Raw genomic sequence first — 21,271 nt, forward strand, 5'->3', positions numbered from 1 at the left:
GCCACAAACCCCGTCGTGAGCATGGCCGTATGACGAGTGCCCTCACCGCGCCCGGACCGACCACAGTGGACCCGACGGACGCGGCACCGCCCGTTCAGCGACCCAGATGGGTGCGGCCGGCGGTCGCGGTGCTCCTGGTCGCGACCGCTGCGCTGTATGTCACCGATGTCGCGATTTCGGGCTGGGGCAACGACTTCTACGCCATGGCCGTGCAGGCCGGCACCGAGAGCTGGAAGGCGTGGTTCTTCGGCTCGCTCGATCCGGGCAATGTGGTCACCGTTGACAAACCGCCGTTCTCGCTGTGGGTCATGGGGCTTTCGGGCCGGATCTTCGGCTTCTCCAGCTGGAGCATGCTGGTGCCCGACGCGCTGGCGGGCGTCGCGTCCGTCGGCCTGCTCTACCTCGCGGTGCGGCGCCTGTCCGGCCCGGGCGCCGGGTTGCTCGCGGGTTCCGTGCTCGCGTTGACGCCGGTCGCCGCTCTGATGTTCCGCTTCGACAACCCCGACGCGTTCCTCGTGCTGCTCCTGGTCGCCGGTGGCTACTGCGTGGTGCGCGCGCTGGAGCGGGCGAGCACGAAGTGGCTGGTGCTCGCGGGCGTCGCGATCGGGTTCGGGTTCCTCGACAAGATGCTGCAGGCGTTCCTGGTGCTGCCGGCGTTCGTGCTCGCGTACGCGGTGGCGGCGCCGACGTCGCTCGGCCGGCGCGTGTGGCAGCTGCTCGCCGCGGCCGGTGCGGTGCTCGTGTCGGCGGGGTGGTGGGTGCTGGCCGTCGCGCTGTGGCCGGCCGCCGACCGGCCCTACATCAGCGGTTCGACGAACAACAGCGTGCTGGAGCTGGCCTTCGGCTACAACGGCCTGGGCCGGATCTTCGGCCAGGGTCGAGGCGGGGGTGGTGGCGGCGCGCGCCCCGAGCTGCCCGCCGGCTTCGACCTGCCGAACCGCGCCGGCGGCGGTGGCGGCTTCCGCGGCTTCGGCGGAGGCACGGGCCTGACGCGGTTGTTCACCGAGCAGTTCGGCGGCGAGGCGTCGTGGCTGCTGCCCGCCGCGTTGATCGGGCTCGTCGCCGGCCTGTGGTTCACCCGCCGCGCCCCGCGCACCGACCGCACGCGCGCCGCGCTGCTGCTGTGGGGCGGCTGGACGGTCGTCTCCGTCGTGGTCTTCAGCTACATGAGCGGGATCATCCACCCGTACTACACGGTGGCGCTCGCGCCCGGCATCGCCGCGACGATCGGCATCGCGGCCCGCGAGCTGTGGCGCGGCCGTGCGCACTTCGCCCCGCGTGCGGTGCTCGCGCTGATGCTCGCGACCACCGCCGTGTGGGCGTTCATCCTGCTCGCCCGTACGCCCGACTGGCAGCCGTGGCTGCGCTACACCGTGCTCGTGCTGGGCGCGCTCGGCACGGCGGCCGTGCTCTTCGGCGCCGACTCGTTCCGTCGCGCCGCCCCGGTCGTCGCCGTGCTCGGGCTCGTGGCGGCGCTGCTCGGCACGGCATCGTTCACCTTCGCGACGGCTGCCACCGCGCACACCGGCGGCCAGCCGTCGTCGGGGCCGGCGAGCCAGCGCGGCGGTGGGTTCCGAGGTGGGTTCGGCGGGGCCACGACGTCCACAGTGGAACTCGATCGGCTCCTCCAGGCGACCACCACGAAGTGGGCCGCCGCCCAGACCGGCGCCATGCAGTCGGCCGGGCTCGCGCTCAGCAGCGGCAGGCCCGTGATGGCCATCGGCGGCTTCAGCGGCAGCGACCCGGCGCCGACGCTCGCGCAGTTCCAGCAGTACGTCGGCGCCGGCGAGGTGCACTACTTCGTGGGCGGCAGCGGACGCGGCGGTTTCGGTGGCTTCGGCGGCAACCGCGGCACGGCCGGGCAGATCACCACGTGGGTCGAGCAGAACTTCCCCGCCACGACCGTCGGCGGCACGACCGTCTACGACCTCACGCGAAAGTAACGCTCGTGTTCGCTCCACAGAGGACGAAGCAGGGCCGCGCGGCGGGCACGCGACCGGCAAGCCACGCCGCGAGCGGGACCGCCGCGGCCGGCTCCACGGCCAGGCGGAACTCGGCCCACAGCCGGTCGCGAGCGGCGAGCAGCTCGGCATCGCTGACCAGCACGGACGTGACGTTCGGAGCGTTCAGGATCCGAAAGGGCACTTCGCCCACTCGGGTCGCACCGAGCGCCGAGGCGGCCACGGAGTCGAGCGTGACGTCCACCGGCTGACCGGCCTCGAGCGCGGCGTGCAGCGCCTGGCAGTGCTCCGGCTCGACGGCGAACACCTGCCGGCGGTTCGCGGCCAGCGCCGTGCCCGCGGCGAGCCCGCCACCACCGACCGCGACCACCACGGCGTCGACGTCCGGGTCGTCGGCGACGATCTCGGCCGTGACCGTGCCCTGGCCGGCGACCACGTCGGGGTCGTCGTAGGCCGAAAGGTAGCGTGTGCCGGGTTCGTCGCCGACCGCCAGCGCTGCGGCCGCCGCCTCCGCGTACGTCGCGCCGTGGCGGATCAGTTTCGCGCCCGCGGCCTCGATCCCCGCGGCCTTCGCGGCCGGCACGGACTCCGGCACGTACACGACCACGGGCAGGCCCAGCGCCTGCGCGGCCGTCGCGACGCCGAGGCCGTGGTTGCCGCCCGAGGCCGTGACGACGCGGCGCGGGGCCGGTCCGGCGAGCAGCGCGTTGACGGCGCCGCGCAGCTTGAACGAACCACTGCGCTGCAGGTGCTCCAGCTTGAACACCACGGGCCGACCGTCGATTTCGGTCCGTAGCTGAGGCGTCCTCCGAACGTGTGGCCGGATGCGATTCGCGGCTGCGGCCACGTCGGCGGGCGTCGGCGTACGCGGTGGTGTGCTCATACCGTCCATCTTCGTCCTGGGACACGCGGTCTTGAAGCGTTGTCGGGATCTTGTGCCAGTCGCTAAGCTCTCGCGCGGAAGAGCCAGGGGCCGGCCACCCTTGTCCGTTACGGTACGGGTCTCACTGTGCGTGTCGGGTTCCATGCAGGGTCCTCCTTCGCGGTGTCATCCGTTCGGTCTTGCTCCTTTGTGTACAGAAGTCCGCCCGCGGCACCCGTGAGCGGAGGAACGGGAAGGTGACGCTGATGCGCCACGGCAGGACCCGGCCCCGGTGGGCCGGTGCGCGGGTGCTGTCGAGACTCGGCATCCGCGGCAAGCTCAACCTGTTGCTCCTGCCGCCGCTGGCCGCCGTGCTGCTGGTCTCCGTGCCGTTCGTGGTCAAGCAGACCGGCAGCGTCGCCTCGGCCGACGACACCGTGCGGGCCGCGTGGAACACCCAGGAGCTCAGCGGGCTCGTCTGGCAGGTGCAGCGCGAGGGCGTGCTCGCGGCCGCCTTCGTGGCGTCGCCCTCGACGGCCGACACCGACCTCGTGCACCAGCAGCAGATCGTCGACGCGACCGTCGGCCAGGTCCGCACCGCGCTCGGCGCCACCGCGCCGGCCGAGCTGAAGACGGCGCTCACGCGCGTCGCCTCCCTCGGTGACGAGCGGCAGAACACCTTGCACCGCAGCATTTCCGCCGAACGCATCGCCCGCACGTACGACACCGTGGTGAGCGCCCTGATCGACGCGCTGCAGCTCGTGCCACGCACGGCCGCCGACGCCGAGGGCGCCCGTCAGCTCTCCGCGCTCGAAGCACTCCTGCGTGCCGACGAAGAAGAGTCGCTGCGCGTCACCGCCCTGGTCGTGGCGGCACAGTCGCAGTCGGCCGGACAGTCCCTCCTGGACGAAGCGACCCAGCGCGCCCAGGTGCACGCCGACCGCTTCACCCAGCTCGCCGGCCACGACCAGGCCGCGCTCCTGGCCGACGTCGACTCCGGCGAGGCCGCCCACCGCCTCGACCAGCTCGCCACGCAGCTGCCCGGCCCGGACGACCAGCCCGAGCCCTACGTGCACGACGTCGTGTCGGCCGGCCAGCAACAGGCCGCCGAACGCCGCACCGCGCAGGACCGCGTGACGGCCGAGATCAACGCCGCGGCCGGCGACCGCACGGCGGCGGCGACGCGGCTGGCCTGGCTGGTCGGCGGCGGCGCGGCCGTCCTCTTCGGACTCGTCGCGTTCCTCGCGCTGGCCGTGAGCCGCTCGATCGCCGACCCGCTGCGCCGCCTCACCTCGGCCGCCACCTCCGTCGCCGACCTGGCCGATGCCGAGCTCGTGCGCGTCGGCGACACCGAGGCCGACGACGACCAGGCACCCCGCCTGGCGACCATCGACGTCGCTTCCGACGACGAGCTCGGCGAGCTCGCCACCGCGTTCAACCGGGTCCAGACCACCGCCGCCGCGCTGGTCGAGCGCCAGACGCTGACGCGGCGCAACACGAGCCTGATGTTCGCGAACGTCGCGAAGCGCACACAGAACCTCGTCGGCCGCCAGCTCGCGCTCGTCGACGATCTCGAACGCCACGAGCAGGATTCGCGCGCTCTCGCGGGGCTGTTCCGGCTCGACCACTTGTCCGCGCGCCTGCGCCGCACGGCCGACAACCTGCTCGTCATCTCCGGCACGCACGACGAGAACCCGATCGCCGGCCCGATCCAGCTGTCCACGGCCGTGCGCGCGGCGCTGGCGGAGATCGAGGACTTCCCGCGTGTGCGGCTGGGAGAGCTGCCCGACGTGCGGCTCACGTCCTCGCTCGGCGCCGACCTCGTCCGGCTTTTCGCGGAGCTGCTGGAGAACGCGGCTTCGTTCTCCGCGCCGACCACGAGCGTCGAGGTCGAGACGGAGTTCGTGGAGTCCGGCGACCTCGTCGTGGCGATCGTCGACCACGGCATCGGCATGGCCGCGGAAAGGCTGGCGCAGGAGAACCGGCGTCTGCTGGAGCGCGAACGCCTCGAGCTCGCGCCGACGAGCGTGCTCGGCCTGTTCGTCGCCGGCCGCCTGGCGCGGCGCCACGCCCTGGGAGTCGAACTCACCTCGACGCCGGACACGGGCGGGGTCACCGCGCGTGTCACGGTGCCTGCCGACCAGTTCGACCGCATGGACGCGCCGGTCGAGGACAAGCCGGTGGAATCGGAGCCGGCGGCCGAAGCCGCCGGACTGTTCGACGCGGGCCGCGCGCCCGAAGCTCTGCCGGCGCCCGCGATCGCGGTCCTGGAGACGGCGTCGCTCGGCTTCACCTGGTTCCGCGACCCGGAACCCGAGCCCGAGTGGCCCGACGCCGAACCCGACGAGCCGCCCGCACCCGACTTCACCCTCGACGGCGACGACCTCGCCACCTCGTTGTCCGCCGACCCGCCCGTGCCGGCGCAGCAGACGGTGGAAACTGCCGTCGCCCGCGCGAAGGAGCTGGCGGCGAAGCTCGAACGCACGAAGTCCGCTGTGCACGGCCTCACCACGCAGCGGTTCGCTCCGCTGGACCAGGAGCTGACCCGCCGCGTCCCCGGCGCTCAGCTGGCCCCCGGCCTCAAGGCGCAGCAGACCATCCGGACCCCGCTGCGCGCCGTCCGCCGCGGTCTGCGTGACCCGGCCGCGGAACGGGCAGTCTTCGATTCGTACTCCGACGGCGTGGCCAAGGCAGACGCGTCGCGAGCCACCGTCAACGCAGGAGGAGAGACATGACGATCCCGGACGTCAGCGCCGAAGCCCAGAACTTCAACTGGCTGGTCAACCGCTTCGCACTCCACACCGCCGGCGCGATCGCCGCCCTCGCGGTGTCGTCCGACGGCCTGCTCATCGCCATGTCCCAGGAACTCGAACGCGACAACGCCGATCGCCTGGCCGCCATCTCGTCCGCCATGCTCGGCCTCGCCCAGGGCGTCGCCGACAGCCACCCGCTGGGCTCGCCGGACAAGGTGATCGTCGAGCTCGAGCGCGGTTACCTGCTGGTCTGCACCATCAGCGTCGGCTGCTCGCTCGGCGTGCTGGCCAACAAACAGGCCAGCCTGGGCACGATCGCGTACGAGATGGCGATGTTCGCCAACCGCGCCACCGAGGTCCTGACGCCGGCGCTCATCGAGGAGCTCAAACAAGCGGTCGGCAGCTAGGCGCCGGTTCGCCTCCGCTACACTGGACAACGGACCCCGCGCGGCGTCCACCCTGTGAACCTCCCCAGGGCCGGAAGGCAGCAAGGATAAGCAGGCTCTGACGGGTGCGCGGGGTCCCCTTTATTTTCGGGGCCAAGTTTTCAGGGCTCTTCAGAACAGCCCGAGCACGTCCTCCGGCGGCACCGGCGAGGCGACCGGCTCGGCGTCCCGCACCGGCAGCGCCTTCCCCCGCAGCTTCCGCAGCTCGCCGCCGGAAACGCAGCGCGCGGGGTATGCCGAAGAAGCCGCCTTGCGCGTCAGGACGTCCACCGCCAGTTCGGCGCGCGAAGCCGCCACCACGACGTTGCCGAAGCGCCGCCCGCGCAGCACCCCGGGCTCGGCCAGCAGCACGACGTGGGAGAACACCTCGCCGACCGTCGCCAGGAATCGCCGCACGAACGCGAGCCCGGGCCCGTCGGTGATGTTCGCCAGCATCGCGCCGCCGCCGCGCAGCACGCGCGCCACGTCGGTCACGAATTCCACCGTCGCGAGGCCGCCCGCGAACGACGCCCGCTCGAACGCGTCCACCACCACGAGGTCCGCCGACGCGTCGTGTCGGGACGCCACGCCCTCGCGCCCGCCCTCGATCCGCACCTTCAACCGCGGCACGCTGCGCAGGTCGAGCTGTTCGCGCACCAGCTCGATCAACGGTCCGTCCGTGTCGAACACCAGCTGCCGTGACCCCGTCCGCGTCGCCGCGATGTAGCGGGCGAGGGTGCAGCCGGCGCCGCCCACGTGCAGCGCGTCGAGCGGCCCCTCGGGCAGGCAGTCGACGACCTCGCCGAGCCGCCGGACGTAGTCGAACTCCAGGTTCGTCGGGTCGTCCAGGTCGACGTAGGACTGCGCGACGCCGTCGACCGAGATGAGCCACGCGTTCGGCCGATCGGCGTCGGCGAGCAGCTCGGCCGTGCCGAACCGCACCGGGTACTTCCCCGGCCGCGGCCCGCCCTTGCCGCGGTTGCGGGCAGAACGGCTCACGGGGTTCCTCTCTTCGGACGAGTCTGTCCGAGCGTACTTGTGGCGGTTTGGGGCACACCTGAAACGCCTTCGCGTCCACGCCGATAGGGGTTCGGAAGATCCTTTACCGATGTGGGGGAACCGTTGAACGGGACAAGACTGCTCGTCGCCGGGGCTGTGCTGGCGCTCGGGCTGGGGGTCGCCACGCCGGCGAGCGCCGACGTGCTGAGTGACCGCGCGCAGGCCGTGGCGCTGTACGAGACCGGCGGCCCGACGATGACGAGCGAGGCCCGCAAGGCCCTGCTCGGCACCGCCGACGAGCTTCACGCGTTCCTGGCCACCGGCCGGCAGAACGCGCAGGACAACGACGAGCGGCTGCTCGTCGATCAGGCGATGGCCGCGGGCGGGCCGATCGTGAAGCGGGACGCGCAGAAGGCACTCGACGGCACCCCGGACGACATCCGCGCGTTCCTGGCCACCGGCCTGCAGGTTTCGCGTGAGATCGACGAGGACCTGCTGGTCAACCAGGCCATGTCCGCGGGTGGCCCCGGCGTGAAGCGGGCGGCGCAGATCGCGCTCGACGGCACCCCGGCCGACCGGCACGAGTTCCTGCAGACCGGCCTCGCCCAGGCGCAGGCCGACGACGACCGCGTGCGCGCCACGCAGGTCATGTCCGCCGGCGGGCCCGAGGTCCACGCGGCCGGGCAGACGGCGCTGAGCGGCACGATCGAAGACGTCCGGTACTTCTTGAACCTCTGGAACAAGGTCGCGGCGGCCGGCGACGCGGAGATCGCGGCCGTGACGCACCAGCGCGACCTCGCGCGCAAGGCCGCGGATTTCCACTTCAAGGCCCAGGCGCAGGCAGCGGCCGACGCGGCGGCGAAGCTCGCGGCCGACGCGCGCAAGGCGAACACCGACCGGCTGAACACGCAGCTCGCGGCGGGCCAGCAGGCCGGGCAGGCGGCGTCCGCCGCCGACGCGAAGGCCCAGGCCGACGCCAAGGCGAAGGCCGACGCGGCGGCGGAGCTCGCGGCGGAGAAGGACCGGCAGCTCGCCGAGGCCGTCGCGCCGGGCACCGACCCGGCGCTCGCGCTGACCGACGGCCGCTCGGCCGCGCTGTACCTGCTGCGCAACGCCGGCACCGCCGTCCGCACCGCCGCCCGCGCGGCGCTGAGCGGCACGGACGAGAACCTGACCGCGTTCGTCCGCAGCGGCCTCGACACCGCGCAGGAGGCCGACGACCGCGCGGCCGTCACGGCGATCGCCAACGGTGACGGGAAGTCGGCGCTGAAGCAGGCCGCGGCCGACGCGCTGGCCGGGACCTGGGCGCAGGTCAAGGAGTTCCTGCGCACCAAGAACTACCCGGGCAAGGACGTCGACGAACGCCTGGCCGTGAACCAGATCATGGCCGCCGGCGGTCCCGCCACGAAGGAGTGGGCGCAGAAGGCGCTCGACGGCACCCCGGCGGACATCACCGCGTTCCTCGAGAAGGGGCAGTACCAATCGAAGGAGATCGACAATCGCATCTTCGTCGGCCGGGCGATGTCCGCGCCCGGGGCCGAGGAGGTCAACGCGGTCGCGCAGGGCGCGCTCGACGGCCCCGACTCGGCGCTCGGCGCTTTCCTCGCGAACGAGGTGCCCCGCGCGCAGCAGCGTGACGCGGTGACCGCCGCGCACGTCGCTGCCGTGAACGCGCTGGTCGCGGACGCGGCGAAGGCGGCCGCCTCGGTGCGCTGACCTGGCCCGGCGAAGGTTGTCGGTCGGTGCCGGTACTCTCGCGGAGTGGCTCTCGCGCTGTACCGCAAGTACCGTCCGGCGACCTTCGCCGAGGTCGTCGGCCAGGAGCATGTGACCGAACCGCTGCGGACCGCTCTGGCGGCGGGCCGCATCAACCACGCGTACCTCTTCTCCGGCCCGCGCGGCTGCGGCAAGACGTCGAGCGCGCGGATCATGGCGCGGTCGCTCAACTGCGTCGAAGGCCCGACGCCGGATCCGTGCGGCAAGTGCAATTCCTGCCGCGCGCTCGCTCCCGAGGGGCCGGGCAGCGTCGACGTCACGGAGCTCGACGCCGCCAGCCACGGTGGTGTCGACGACGCCCGCGAGCTGCGCGACAAGGCGTTCTACGCGCCCGCCGAATCGCGCTACCGCGTGTTCATCATCGACGAGGCGCACATGGTCACCACGCAGGGCTTCAACGCCCTGCTGAAGATCGTGGAAGAGCCGCCCGAGCACCTGATCTTCATCTTCGCGACGACCGAGCCGGAGAAGGTCCTCACCACCATCCGCTCGCGGACGCACCACTACCCGTTCCGCCTGATCCCGCCGAGCTCGATGCGGGCGCTGCTGGAGCGCAACGTCGCGGCCGAGGGCGCGCAGGTCGAGCCCGCCGTGTACCCGCTGGTGATCCGCGCGGGCGGCGGCTCGGCGCGGGACACGCAGTCGGTCCTCGACCAGCTGCTGGCCGGCGCGGGCCCCGAGGGCGTCACGTACCCGCGCGCGGTGTCGCTGCTCGGTGTCACCGACGTCGCGCTGATCGACGACATGGTCGACGCGCTGTCGGCCGAAGACGCGGCCACGGTGTTCAGCACGGTCGAGAAGCTCGCCGACGCCGGCCACGACCCGCGCCGTTTCGCCACCGACCTGCTCGACCGCCTGCGTGACCTCGTGCTGATGCGCTCGGTGCCCGAGGCCGGTGAGCGCGGTCTGGTGTCCGCGCCCGCCGAGGAGCTCGGGCGGATGAGCGCGCAGTCCGAACGCATCGGTCTCGGCACGCTGTCGCGCTACGCCGACATCGTCCACAATGGACTTCTCGAGATGCGCGGCGCGACGTCCCCGCGGCTCGTGCTCGAACTGCTGTGCGCGCGGATGCTGCTGCCTTCGGTCACGGAGTCGGAAAATGCTTTGCTGGCACGGATCGAGCGGCTCGAACGCCGTGCCGTCGTCGCCGGTGGTGGCGGTGAGGCGGGTGTCGAGCCGCAGCTGCGTTCGGCTCCCGCGGCGGAGCACCAGTTCCAGCGCCCTTCGCAGCGTCCGACTTCCGCGGCGCCTGCCACCGCTCCGGCTGCCGAGCCGCCTGTTCGGGCTCAGGCCCCCGCGGCTGCTCCGGCTCCGTCCCGGCCTGCCGCCCCGGCTCCGGCTCCGGCGCGTCCGGCGGAAGAGCCCGCCCCGGCCGCCGCCGCACCCGCGGCTCCGGCTCCGGCTCCGGCTCCGTCCGACGACGGCTGGGGCACCCCGCGGACGCCAGGCGGCGCCCCCGCGGCTGCGGCGGAACCGGCTCCCGAACCGTCAGCCCCCGCCGCACCGGCCGCGTCCGAAGGCGGCTTCGACGCCGCCGCGATCCGCAACGTCTGGCCGCAGCTGCTGGCCGCGCTGCGCAAGCTGGCCGGCGGCCGCAGCCTCGAAGCGATGCTCACGCAGGCGACCGTCGTCGACGTCGAGGGCACGAGCGTCACGCTCACGCACAAGTCCGAGCCCCTCGCCCGGCGCCTGTCCGACCAGGACAACGCGCGCAAGATCGCCGGCGCCCTGTCCGACGTGCTCGGTGGCGACTGGCAGGTCCGCTGCGTCCACGGCGCCACCGCGGCCGCCGCGCCGTCCCGCGCCGCCGCGCCCCAGCGCCAGCAGGCCCCGCCCACGCCGGAGCGTTCGTTCACGCGCCCGTCGGCCGCCCCCGCCGCCGCTGCCGCACCGGCGCAACAGCCCGTCGCCGCGGAGCCGCAGCGCGCCCCGGAGCCCGTGCGGACGCCGGAACCTCCTTCTCGGCCCAAGGTCGCCACGACCGAGCCCGACATCCCGCTGCCGCCGGAGCCGTCGGACGAGGACGACGACATCTACTCGGAGGACTCGAGCCCCGTCCCGCCTCCACCGCCACCCTCCCCGGAGGAAGACCCGGACGAGATCGCCCGCAAGCTCATCTCCGACCACCTGGGCGCGCGCCCGCTCGACTAGGGCGTGTCTCTGAACGTGCGGCGCGGCAATCGCCGATAGCCCTACCACCTCGGCTGTGACCACGAGACTGTCCTGCGGCTTTCGCGGGCTGGGTTGCTCGCGGCTCTGTCGGGCATCCGCTTCTCGACGGGATCGACTACTGCACCGGGAACACGCCGCCGGGCGAACCAGAATTCGAAAACCGAGAGGTCGAGCCCTGCTGACGGCTGCGGCTCGGCTGCGAAGCCAAACGATGACGGCGGCCAGGACGACGGCGCCGCGGTAGACGGTGGCGTGCTTGTCGCCGCAGGTGGCCAAGGCGCGCCGCTGCTCGAGCAGGTTGAAGGACCTTTCGACGACGTTGCGCGTCTTGTACTTCTCGGTATCCGGCCCGATCGGGGGCCCGCCTGCAGCGCCCTTGCGGTTGTGGTTGGCGCAGCCGATCCCCTCCATCACGGTGCGGTGATCGGCTTACGGATGCCCGCCGTTGTAGTCACCCCGCGCGCCTCACTCAACGGTTCGGAGACACGCTCTACCCCAGCGCGTCAGGCGAGGTAGGACTCGATCGCCTCGGCGATGGCGGCCGCGTACTTCGTGCGCCCGGCAGCCGACGACATCAGCGTGGCCTCCGCGGAGTTGCGCATGTTGCCGCACTCGACGAGGACCGTCGGGCGGGTCGAGAGGTTCAGCCCGCCGAGGTCGGAGCGGGCGGACAGGCCCGCGCTGCCGATGTAGGTGGACGTGGTGAAGCCGTCGGCGCGAAGCCCGTCGCGCAGGGCGTGGGCGAGACGCGTCGACGGAGCGCCCTGGGCCGCGTTCAGCGGTGGCGACGAGTACGCGACGTGAAACCCGTGCGCGCCCGCGGAGGTGGAGCCGTCGGCGTGGATGGAGACGACCGCGTCGGCGCCGGCGTCGTTGCCGATTTCCGCGCGGCGATCGACGCACGGGCCCACGCCGGTGTCGTTCGTGCGCGTGTAGACGACCTTGATCCCCTTGGCCGCCAACGCGTTCCCGACTTCCTGAGCCACCGCGAAGTTGAACGCGTGCTCGGAGTACCCCGCGTTGGTGGCCGTGCCGGTCGTGTTGCACGGCTTCATCTCGCCGCGCCCGGCCGGGACGCTGCGGTTGATGTCCTTCGGGTGCGACGCGTTGCCGCCGTTGTGGCCGGGGTCCAGCACGACGACCTTGCCCGTCACCGCGGGCTTGGCCGAAAACGAGGACGTCGACGGCACTGGCGGTGGGGAAGCCACCGAGGACGACGACACGACAGCCGGTGAAGACGTGGTCACCGGGGTGACCGCAGGCGTCGCGGCCGGCGTCCCGCCACCACCGGAACACGCTGTGAGCAGCACCAGGCCGGCCAGCAGCGGGAGAGGGTTCACGCGCACGGCGACCACCGTGCCACAGGCGTGCGCGTGGCGCCTGGGCAGGCAGCGCGGCGACGCGGCTACGCTGGGGAGGAACACCCAGTGGCGGAAGGATCGAGAGCGATCATGGTGCAACCCGGCGGCGGCGGCTTCGATCTGTCGCAGATCATGCAGCAGGCGCAGCAGATGCAGCAGCAGCTCGTGCAGGCGCAGGAGGAGCTCGCGAACACCGAGGTCACGGGCACCGCGGGTGGCGGCCTGGTCACCGCGACGGTGTCCGGCGACAGCCAGCTCAAGAACCTCGTGATCGACCCCAAGGTGGTCGACCCGGACGACGTCGAGACCCTGGCCGACCTCGTGGTCGCCGCGGTGCGCGACGCGTCGGCCAACGCACAGAAGCTCACCGAGCAGAAGCTCGGCCCCCTGGCGGGTGGCCTTGGCGGCGGCGGCGGGATGCCGGACCTCGGCAGCCTCGGGTTCGGCGGCTGACCCTTGTACGAGGGTGTGGTCCAGGACCTGATCGACGAGCTCGGGCGGCTTCCCGGGGTCGGGCCGAAGAGCGCCCAGCGCATCGCTTTCCACCTCCTGGCAACGGATCCCGCCGACATCGGGCGGCTGCAGGACGTGCTCGGCAAGGTCAAGGAAGGCGTGCAGTTCTGCGAGATCTGCGGCAACGTCTCCGAGCAGCAGACCTGCCGCATCTGCCGGGACGAGCGCCGCGACCTCACGGTGATCTGCGTGGTCGAGGAGCCGAAAGACGTCCTGGCCGTGGAGCGCACGCGCGAGTTCAAGGGCCGCTACCACGTACTGGGCGGGGCGCTCGACCCGTTGTCCGGCATCGGGCCGGAGCAGCTGCGCATGCGTGAGCTGCTCAAGCGCATCGGTGCGGCGGACATCAGCGAGATCATCATCGCCACGGACCCCAACACCGAGGGCGAGGCCACGGCCACGTACCTGGTGCGCATGCTGCGCGACTTCCCGGGCCTGTCCGTCACGCGGCTGGCCTCGGGCCTGCCGATGGGCGGTGACCTGGAGTTCGCCGACGAGCTGACCCTCGGCCGTGCGCTGTCCGGCCGGCGGGCGCTGTAAAGACGCCGGAGCGACAAAAGCGAAACGGCCCCTTCACCTGAGACTCAGGAGAAGGGGCCGTTTCGCGTTCAGGTCCCGGCGCAGCGAGCGCCCGAAGACCATCCACCCGGGTGGCCAGGCTTCGACGACGAACGGTCTGCCCGGCGGAGGGGGTGCCGGACAGACCGTTCGCGAGGGCCGGTCAGAAAAGGACGGCCGGGGTGGCGTCGAAGTTGCCGACGCCACTGTCCCAGTGGTGGGTAAGGGCGCCGAGAGTTCCGCCTGCCTCGCTGTGCAAGGTGTACAACACGGTGTTGGAGCTGCCGTAGTTGTACATCGCAATGACGTCGGTGCGGCCGTCACCGTCGAGGTCGCCGGTGCTCCAGTGCGACTTGGTGAGCGTCCATCCGCCTGCGCCGCTGTCCCAGCGTGTCACCGGGGCGTCGACACCGGCTGTGGTGGCCCGCCAGGTGAGGAACGAGGTGTCGGAGTTGCCGTTGTCGTAGGCGGCGCCGATGTCGGTGAGCCCGTCGCCGTCGAAGTCGCCGGACACGAACTGTGCCTTGGGGTCGGAGAACGTGCCGCCCCACTTCACGGACTGGTCGGTGAAGGTGCCGTCCGGCTTCGAGTACCAGATGAAAAGGTTCGTCGTGTTGTTCAGGTAGTCGTAGAACGACGCCACGTCGGCCCGGCCGTCACCATTGAAGTCACCGGTCAGCCAGTACGACCGCGAGGTGACCCAGTTGCCCGCACCGCTCGACCACTTGGTGACCGGCGCGTCGACGCCCGTGGCGGTGGTGTGCCAGACGAGGAACGAGGTGTCGGAGTTGCCGTTGTCGTAGGCGGCGCCGATGTCGGTGAGCCCGTCACCGTCGAAGTCACCGGACACGAACTTGGCCTTGGTGGCGTTGAAGCTGCCGCCCCATTTGACCCCCTGCGGGTCGAAGCCGCCGGAGGCGTTGCCGTACCAGAAGAACAGGTTGGCGGTGTTGTTCAGGTAATCGTAGACCGCGGCGAAGTCGCTGCGGCCGTCACCGTTGAAGTCACCGGTGACCCATCGGGCCTGGGCGGCGTTGAACTGGCCGGCGCCGCTGTCCCACCTGAGCGCCGGAGCGCCGGTTCCGGTGGCGGTGGTCGGCCAGACGTAGACGCCGGTGCGCTTGCTCCCGAAGTCGTACGCTGCGGCGACGTCGTCCTTGCCATCACCGGTGAAGTCGTGGGCCGCGGCCGGGGTCGTGGCGGAGACGACATCAGTCGGGGCGTTGGCGAACCCGTCCGCGGTCGCGGCAGCGACCCGGTAGTAGCGGGTCTGATGACCGGGCAGGGAGCCTTGGCTGTACGATGTGGACTGCGTGGTCGCCAGCAGGTGCGCGGCATCGGTCGGCACGTCGGGGCTCGTCGAACCGTAGACGCGGTATGTCGCGTTGTCGGCGGCGGGCAGCGAGTTCCAGCTCACGGTGATCGAGTGCCCGATGCCCTTGGCCGTGGGGGCGAGGACCTGGTCGCGCACCCAGCTGGTGAGGTCGTCGATCCGCGTGGCCGTGGTCCCCTGGCGTGTCTCGGTCTCGCCGAAGCAGCCGTGCTGCCACGATTTGGTGACCACACCGACCAGCGTGGCCACGCCGCCGCGGTCCGCGACTACGGGCGCGCCGGCGTCGCCTCGGCAGGTGTCAACCCCGTTGTCGCCGGTCAGCACGTCCTCGGTGACCCCGACCGAGGCGACACTGAACGTCGCGGTGTGCAGCTGGTTGGGGATCCATTCCGTGCCGGTACGCCCGAAGCCCGCCACGCGGAGCGAGTCTCCGGCCGTCGGAGCGGTACTCCCAAGCGCCAGGGGGGTGATGTCACTGATCGGGGTTTCCAGCTTCGCCAAGGCGAAGCCGCGGTCGGCCTGCGTGGTGACTGTCGTGACCTTCACCGCGTGGCCGCTACTGGTCGTAAGGTCGGGCCGCCCGACTATCGCCGTGGTGTCCTTCACGGGCACGCCGCCGTCGGGAGTCTCGGCGAAGCATGTGGCCGCCGTGACCACCCAGCTGGGGGCGACGAGCGCGCCGCTGCACGAGCGCCCGTCCGTGGTGATCTTGGTCGCGAAACCGTCGGTTCCCGTGCCCGGGGAAGAAACGGCCTGTGCCGAGGGTACGGTCACCAACGCTCCTGCGAGGACGGTCGCGGTGACCGCACCGAGCGACTTTGCGTGTTTCCGCATCAATCTTCTTTCTAGGACAGGTTGCAGTACGACGTGGCAGCTATGCCGCAGGCCCGGCCCCGACCGCGGTGGTCAGTTCCAGTACCACGGTTTCGATTCGCGAGACACAACAGTGTTTCGACAGCGCAGTGACAAACAACGATGTAAGTTTGGCCATGTGCATATCGGAATTACCCACCGTTAGATTCTGCGAAAATCGCGCTTCGCATCCCGGCGCGATCGAGACTAACCACGACAGCCAGCGGCGAGCTACCGCCGGTTGTGGGTGATCCAGATTACTTGTCTGGTTTGCTCCTGGGGGCTTGACCTGGCCTGCCTGCACCGGTCTGAACCAAATCGGTCTGGATCGGGTGAAGGCCTGAAGCTGGGGTGTCGAGTGTCCGAATCTTCCGGATGACCTAGACGCAGCTTAAAGGCGCGGCCCGTAGCGGTGGTAGCTCTGTGGACCATTTGCAGTTGATTTACTCCATGCGGCAGTAGGGTTCCACCCAATCAGCTCAAACGATAGTGGAAGCCGAGTATGTCAGTTATTTACCATACTGTGAAACAGATCACTGTACTGGTTCTTTACGTTGATCATACCGAGGTGATCTTGCTAGTGTTAATTTGTAATTATGGGGTATCAGGATCCGCTATTATCATATTTTCACTACCGCATCTCTGTGCATTTGGGCTGTTCGTGAAACTGTCAACCACGCAACTTTGGTCATGGAGAGAGGTCTCGTGCGCATTTCGCGAAGATGGTTTCCGCTGTTAGTTGGCGCTGCCGCAGGCGTGCTGGTGATGATTTCGGGCTCATTGTCGAGTCCGGTGGCGGTCGCGGGGCCGACCTCCGCTGTCGCGGACGACCAGGCGACCCTGGTGGAGGACTTTTCCTATCCGGGTGCAGCGCAGATCAAGAACGAGTACGGGGTCGTCCTGACCTCGGGTGATGGTCACATCCTTTTCGCTGACTGCGCGACCGACCAGGGCCTCGGAAAGGGCTTGTTGCAGGTCTACACCACCGAGTTCATCGGCGCCAACGGTGAAGGCATGCTTTGCTTTAAGGTCACCGCATCCGCCGGATATCTGAACTTGCTGGTGCCGGCGGTGTACGAGATCCGCGGGGATGGCTCGTCCTCAGAGCAAGGCCACAAGGTCAAGGCGGACTTGACCACCGACTCCGGCGAGCACAGCACCGTCGAGGTTAGACCCATAGGCTCCACCCCTGTGGGAATCGGCGACGACCCGAACAACGCCCCGACCACTCTGCTGCGCCTGGAGTCCCACGCCTGACCAGGGTTCGAAGGTGTCGAGCGGTGAAGCCGACCGGTGTCATGTGCGCTTGCGGTGTAGCGGCGGCACCTCAGCCCGTACCGTCCATGGGCCGTGATGTAGGAGAACCCCGGCACGCTGGACTGTCCCAGCAGCGATGAACGCATCATCATCGCCGGCCATCGCAGCAGCTTCCATTACAGCGCCACTAACTGCCTCGGCATCAACGGCTCCACGAAGGTGCCGTACTTCTGGCACTGGCGGTCATATGGGGGTTTCGCGATGTCTCTGCCGCGAAATCCCCGACAGCGTCGACAGTTCCAGACCTCAGTCGCTTGATCATTCCAAGGACGCCTCGAGGTGTCGAGGTGTCACCGGGTTGCCCTCGCACGTCCGCAGGAAGGAATCCGAGTTGAGAGCGCACCGTTTCGGCCGGACATCGCGTGGGAGATCCCGCCACACGCGGTTACTGCGCCAGCTCAGACGTCCACTGCGGCGCGGCGTGATCTTCACGCTGATCACCGCGCTTGTCGTTTCGCTGCTCGGTCTGACGCCAGCTGACGCCCAACAAGTCAGGGCGGCCGCTGTTGCGGCGGCGACGAATCCGTCGCCCGCGACGGCGTTGCCGCCTCGGGCGAAGGTGCTGGAGCTGTGGCGAAGCGGGGGTAGCCAGGTCAAACCCGCGGCAGAGCGGGCGTTGCTGGGCTCGGACGCCGACATCGATGCGTTCCTCAACAGCAATGTCGACCGGCTCCACAATCTGGATGACCGGATCGCGGTCGACCAGATCCTGGCCTCGGGCGGGCCCGCGGTGCAGGCGGCGGCTCAGCATTCACTCGATGCCGCCAACAGCGACCCCACGGCGCTGCGGACCTTCCTGGACACGGGGTGGCCACAAGCGCAGACGAACGACCTGCGCGTGAGGGTGGATCAGATCCTCGCCGGAGGCGGCCCGCAGGTGCAGGCAGCGGCCCAGACCGCGCTCGACGCCGGGACCCAGGACGCGCTGGAGACCTTCCTCAACACCACCGCCGTTCAGGCCGAGGCGGTCGACCTTCGTGTCCAGGTCGACCAGATCCTCGCCGCCGGTGGTCCCGAAGTGAAGGCCGCTGCACAAACCGCGCTGGATGCACACACCCCGGATGCGTTGCGGCTGTTCATCGAGCGCGAATGGGAAGTCGCCGAAGCACGAGACGCGGAGACCGACAGCATCTCCCAGCTCGCGGACGCGGCGAAGGTCGCCGGCGACCGCGCGACAAAAGAAACCCAAGCCGCGACGGATTCCGCGAACAAGGCCCTCCATGAAGCTGACCTCGCCCGCCAGGACGCGGAACTAGCGGCCGCGGCAGCCCAGCAATCACAACAGAACGCCCAGGGCGCGGCCGCGGCGGCTGATCGTGCGGCCAGCGCTGCCAACCGCGCGGCCAGTGCCGCGACTGCGGCCATCGGCGCCGCGAATGCCGCGACGGCTGCCGCTCGCATCGCGGCCAGCGCCGCCGCGCGTGCCTCGGCCGCGGCGGCCAAGGCCGGACAGGCGTCGAGTACCGCGTGGCGTTACGCAGCCGCGGCACGAACCGACCGCACCAAGGCCGGAGACGCCTCGAAGGCCGCGCAAGACGCCGCGGCCGCGTCCACAGCCGCGCAGAAGGCTGTCGACGCTATCGACCAAGCACAGGCCGCGCTAGGGAAAGCCAAAGAAGCGGTCGGATACGCAGTCTCGGCCAAGGACGACGCCAACGGCGCCGCCTCGGCCGCACAGCAAGCGGCTCAGTGGGCGCAGGCAGCCGGAGCGGACGCTAGTCGCGCCGTCGCGGCAGCCGCGGCCGCGCGACGACAGGCCGACATCGCTGCCCGCGCGGCAAACGCGGCGCAAACCTACGCCAACGAGGCCTCGGCTGCCGCCGCTCAGGCGCGTGACCTGGCTGTGCGCGCGGCAGCCGACGCCGCCATCGCAGCCGCAGCCGCCGCCGACGCGGCCGCGCACGCGGGCGAAGCCGAAAACGCCGCGCAACTGGCCACCGACCATGCGAACTCGGCGACCGCCGCCGCACAGATCGCAGTGGACTCGGCAGACCAGGCGCAGAAGCTCTACGACGCAGCTCGCCAGGTGGACGCCGACCGGCTCGAGGTGCAATCCGAGCAGGCGACCGACGCGGCGCAGCAATCACTCACCGTCTCCGACCAGCTCGGCCTGACTCGCGACCGCGATCTCCCGCAGCAGACCCAGCGTGACGCCGAAACCCAGGGCTGGATCGCTGAAGCCACCGCCCCCGGCGCGGATCCCGCGCTGGTCGTCGCCGACGGACGCAAGATCGCCCTGCGACTTCTCGACACCGCGGGCCCGTGGACCCGCGCCGCCGCAGAAGGCGCACTCACCGGAGACGACACCGGCGTCACCGAATTCGTCCACACCGCGCTCACTGACGCGACAGCCAGGGACAACCGGGAAACGCTGCAGGAACTCATCGACAACGGCACGGCCAACTTCAAAGCCGGTGCCCAAGCCGCACTCGCGGCCGGTGACGACGCCGTTACTCAGTTCCTGACCCACCCCACCTACTTCCGGCAGGCCACCGACCTGCGAATCACCGTCAACCAGGCACTCGCTGCCGCCCGCGACGACGGCAACGCAACTGTCGCCGACGCTGCCCAAACCGCACTCGACACGGGAACCGTCGACGCTTTCCAACAGTTCCTCGACACCGGGCTGAACATCGCCCGCAACCATGACGACCGGATCGCCCTCGACCAGCTCATCGCCAACCCTGACGCCGGCCCCGAGACCAAGCTCCTCGCCCAAGCCGCCCTTGCCGGTTCGCCGGAAATCATCCGCCAGTACCGGGATAACGGGCAATACATCGCCGAACGCCACGACCACGAAGCCGCCGTCCACGACTCCGCGGTCGCCAGCCTCGTCTCCGAAACCCACTCCGTCGCCGCAAAAGCAGCGCAAGACGCGGCCACCGCACAATCCGTCGCTGCGACCGCGCGCAACGCCGCAGACGAAGCCGCTGGTTACGCGACCGAGGCCAACAACCACGCCACCGAAGCGGCGAACTTCGCCACCGAAGCCGCACAATCGGCACAGCATGCGCTGACATCAGCGCAGCAGGCAGCAACCTCCGCCGATACAGCGGCCGTGGCCGCGCGACGGGCGTCGCAGGCCGCGGTGCACGCGACGCTCTCCGCGATCAGCGCCCGAAATTCGGCAAACAGTGCGGCTCGTTCGGCACAGTCTGCCGTTGCCGCTTGGCAGCAGGCTTACAACGATGCCATCGCGGCCGGCAAAGACGCCCAAATTGCTGTCGACTCCGCCAACGCAGCCCGCGACCAGGCGGTACAGAAAGCAGAGGCTGAACAAGCCGCCGCGAAACAACACGCACAAGACCAGCTCAATCAGCGTTGCGGGACCGTTCCCGCAGGTCCGGACCGGGACGCCTGCCTGGTCACTGCGTCACGCCTGGTCGACGACCCGACCGGCGAGTCCCAGCGGAACGTCGCGGTTTGCCAGCAGCTCAATGGCCTCAGCCAGGATGCCTTTCAGAACTGCCTCAAGGCCGCCTACGACCCCAGCCTGGCCTACGTCGTCAACCAGGCGATTCACGAATATCAGCAAGCCCAGGACGACGCCAACACCCAAAAATGGTGGATCATCGGCGGCACCATCGTCGCCGGTGTCATCGTCGCCGGGGTCGGGATCTTCTGCGCCGAAACCTGCGCCGCACCCATCATCGGTGGACTCGCGTCCCTCGGCGCCGGAGCCGTCGCCGACGCCGCCGGCGCCGGTCTCGAAATCACCTTCGGTACCGAACTCCTCACCGGCCTCGCCACCGACACCTTCCTCACTACCCGGCTCAACGCTCTCACCGAAGCCTCTTTCCTCACCGACACCGCCGTCAGCCGAGGCCTCGCCAACCTCGCCCTCAACCTCGCCAAACAAGCCGGATCCTGCATCACCGGCCTCGCCGCCCGCACTACCGCCGCGGCCGCGAGCAACCTCTGCCCGATCCAGATCCAGTACACGAAATGGGGCAACGACGTCGTCGATGCCGCCTACAAAGCTCGAATCGCGTTCGGAAAAACCAAATTTCCGACGGATAACATCGCCGTCGCAAAGGTTCCCGGGTACGTCGATGCCACACTTAACGGCATAGAACCCGGACTCGGAGACGGATACGTTCTCGGCCTGAGCAGCAAAACCGGTGGACACTCTGAGGAGATGATCGTCAAAAAGCTCCAAGACGCCGATATCGACCCAGCCACAATAGAACGACTCTTCACTGAACGATCACCATGCGGTCCAGACAAAAACGACTGTTCCGCGCTCCTCGGCGGCATCCTCGCGCCCGACCGGCCGGTATACTACGCCATAACATACGCGGGAGACAGCAAGGAAGAATGGCGATTACTGGCATCTCTTATTGATATTCGCTTGCAAGGTGGAACGTTAATTGGCTAGCTACATGATCG

Annotated in this window: 13 protein-coding genes and 1 other RNA gene; 10 read left to right on the top strand and 4 right to left on the bottom strand. The window is 70.1% G+C overall.

The features are described 5' to 3' along the window. Positions 1-29 precede the first annotated feature (29 nt). Positions 30-1,943: a glycosyltransferase family 39 protein gene (locus tag AB0M56_RS02630; RefSeq protein WP_364170219.1), complete on the top strand. Its 1,914-nt coding sequence runs from the start codon at positions 30-32 to the stop codon at positions 1,941-1,943. On the opposite strand, the gene AB0M56_RS02635 is transcribed toward AB0M56_RS02630, so the two are convergent. Continuing rightward, a complete protein-coding gene (locus tag AB0M56_RS02635; RefSeq protein WP_364170220.1) occupies positions 1,930-2,853 on the bottom strand; it encodes a serine/threonine dehydratase in 924 nt (307 codons plus the stop codon). The two genes, AB0M56_RS02630 and AB0M56_RS02635, sit on opposite strands and share 14 nt — an antisense overlap. Before the next feature lie 236 nt (positions 2,854-3,089). Between AB0M56_RS02635 and AB0M56_RS02640 the strand changes: the two genes are divergently transcribed. The 3 genes from AB0M56_RS02640 (at position 3,090) to ffs (ending at position 6,106) form a co-directional block, all read left to right on the top strand. Next, complete coding sequence (locus AB0M56_RS02640; protein ID WP_364170222.1) at positions 3,090-5,558, top strand: nitrate- and nitrite sensing domain-containing protein; 2,469 nt, start codon at positions 3,090-3,092, stop codon at positions 5,556-5,558. After that, complete coding sequence (locus AB0M56_RS02645) at positions 5,555-5,983, top strand: roadblock/LC7 domain-containing protein (protein ID WP_364170225.1); 429 nt, start codon at positions 5,555-5,557, stop codon at positions 5,981-5,983. The genes AB0M56_RS02640 and AB0M56_RS02645 overlap by 4 nt, the downstream gene beginning before the upstream one ends. 28 nt (positions 5,984-6,011) lie before the next feature. Further along, positions 6,012-6,106: signal recognition particle sRNA small type (ffs, locus tag AB0M56_RS02650), an RNA gene on the top strand. Between the two features lie 27 nt (positions 6,107-6,133). Here ffs and AB0M56_RS02655 read toward each other — a convergent pair. Further along, positions 6,134-7,000, bottom strand: a complete 867-nt coding sequence (locus AB0M56_RS02655) for a fused MFS/spermidine synthase (protein ID WP_364170228.1) — start codon at positions 6,998-7,000, stop codon at positions 6,134-6,136. A 111-nt stretch (positions 7,001-7,111) separates the two neighbouring features. Between AB0M56_RS02655 and AB0M56_RS02660 the strand changes: the two genes are divergently transcribed. Beyond that, on the top strand, positions 7,112-8,716 hold the full coding sequence (locus tag AB0M56_RS02660; RefSeq protein ID WP_364170231.1) for an ALF repeat-containing protein: 1,605 nt from the start codon (positions 7,112-7,114) through the stop codon (positions 8,714-8,716). Between the two features lie 45 nt (positions 8,717-8,761). Next, positions 8,762-10,927, top strand: a complete 2,166-nt coding sequence (locus AB0M56_RS02665; protein ID WP_364170233.1) for a DNA polymerase III subunit gamma and tau — start codon at positions 8,762-8,764, stop codon at positions 10,925-10,927. A gap of 524 nt (positions 10,928-11,451) precedes the next feature. Here AB0M56_RS02665 and AB0M56_RS02670 read toward each other — a convergent pair. Further along, positions 11,452-12,303, bottom strand: a complete 852-nt coding sequence (locus AB0M56_RS02670; RefSeq protein ID WP_364170734.1) for an N-acetylmuramoyl-L-alanine amidase — start codon at positions 12,301-12,303, stop codon at positions 11,452-11,454. A 96-nt stretch (positions 12,304-12,399) separates the two neighbouring features. On the opposite strand from AB0M56_RS02670, the gene AB0M56_RS02675 reads away from it, so the two are divergent. Continuing rightward, entirely contained in the window at positions 12,400-12,762 is a 363-nt protein-coding gene (locus AB0M56_RS02675; RefSeq protein WP_220244933.1) for a YbaB/EbfC family nucleoid-associated protein, read from the top strand. Positions 12,763-12,765: 3 nt separating this feature from the next. Beyond that, on the top strand, positions 12,766-13,362 hold the full coding sequence (gene recR, locus AB0M56_RS02680) for a recombination mediator RecR (RefSeq protein ID WP_220244932.1): 597 nt from the start codon (positions 12,766-12,768) through the stop codon (positions 13,360-13,362). Between the two features lie 181 nt (positions 13,363-13,543). On the opposite strand, the gene AB0M56_RS02685 is transcribed toward recR, so the two are convergent. After that, positions 13,544-15,487 carry an FG-GAP-like repeat-containing protein gene (locus tag AB0M56_RS02685; protein ID WP_364170236.1) on the bottom strand — a complete coding sequence of 648 codons (1,944 nt, stop codon included), beginning with the start codon at positions 15,485-15,487 and terminating at the stop codon, positions 13,544-13,546. 783 nt (positions 15,488-16,270) lie between these two features. Between AB0M56_RS02685 and AB0M56_RS02690 the strand changes: the two genes are divergently transcribed. Together AB0M56_RS02690 and AB0M56_RS02695 are read left to right on the top strand one after the other, a co-directional pair. Further along, positions 16,271-16,822, top strand: a complete 552-nt coding sequence (locus AB0M56_RS02690) for a hypothetical protein (protein ID WP_364170239.1) — start codon at positions 16,271-16,273, stop codon at positions 16,820-16,822. 481 nt (positions 16,823-17,303) lie between these two features. Continuing rightward, complete coding sequence (locus AB0M56_RS02695; RefSeq protein ID WP_364170242.1) at positions 17,304-21,260, top strand: nucleic acid/nucleotide deaminase domain-containing protein; 3,957 nt, start codon at positions 17,304-17,306, stop codon at positions 21,258-21,260. Positions 21,261-21,271: the final 11 nt, after the last annotated feature.

The organism is Amycolatopsis sp. NPDC051372, from assembly GCF_040682095.1.
In the GTDB taxonomy this organism is placed as follows: Bacteria; Actinomycetota; Actinomycetes; order Mycobacteriales; family Pseudonocardiaceae; genus Amycolatopsis.

What these genes read in the sequence shown, in the direction of transcription:
- AB0M56_RS02640 (WP_364170222.1), top strand. Translation starts at nt 3,090, where the DNA reads ATGCGCCACGGCAGGACCCGGCCCCGGTGGGCCGGTGCGCGGGTGCTG.
- AB0M56_RS02630 (WP_364170219.1), top strand. Translation starts at nt 30, where the DNA reads ATGACGAGTGCCCTCACCGCGCCCGGACCGACCACAGTGGACCCGACG.
- AB0M56_RS02635 (WP_364170220.1), bottom strand. Translation starts at nt 2,853, where the DNA reads ATGGACGGTATGAGCACACCACCGCGTACGCCGACGCCCGCCGACGTG.
- AB0M56_RS02645 (WP_364170225.1), top strand. Translation starts at nt 5,555, where the DNA reads ATGACGATCCCGGACGTCAGCGCCGAAGCCCAGAACTTCAACTGGCTG.
- AB0M56_RS02675 (WP_220244933.1), top strand. Translation starts at nt 12,400, where the DNA reads ATGGTGCAACCCGGCGGCGGCGGCTTCGATCTGTCGCAGATCATGCAG.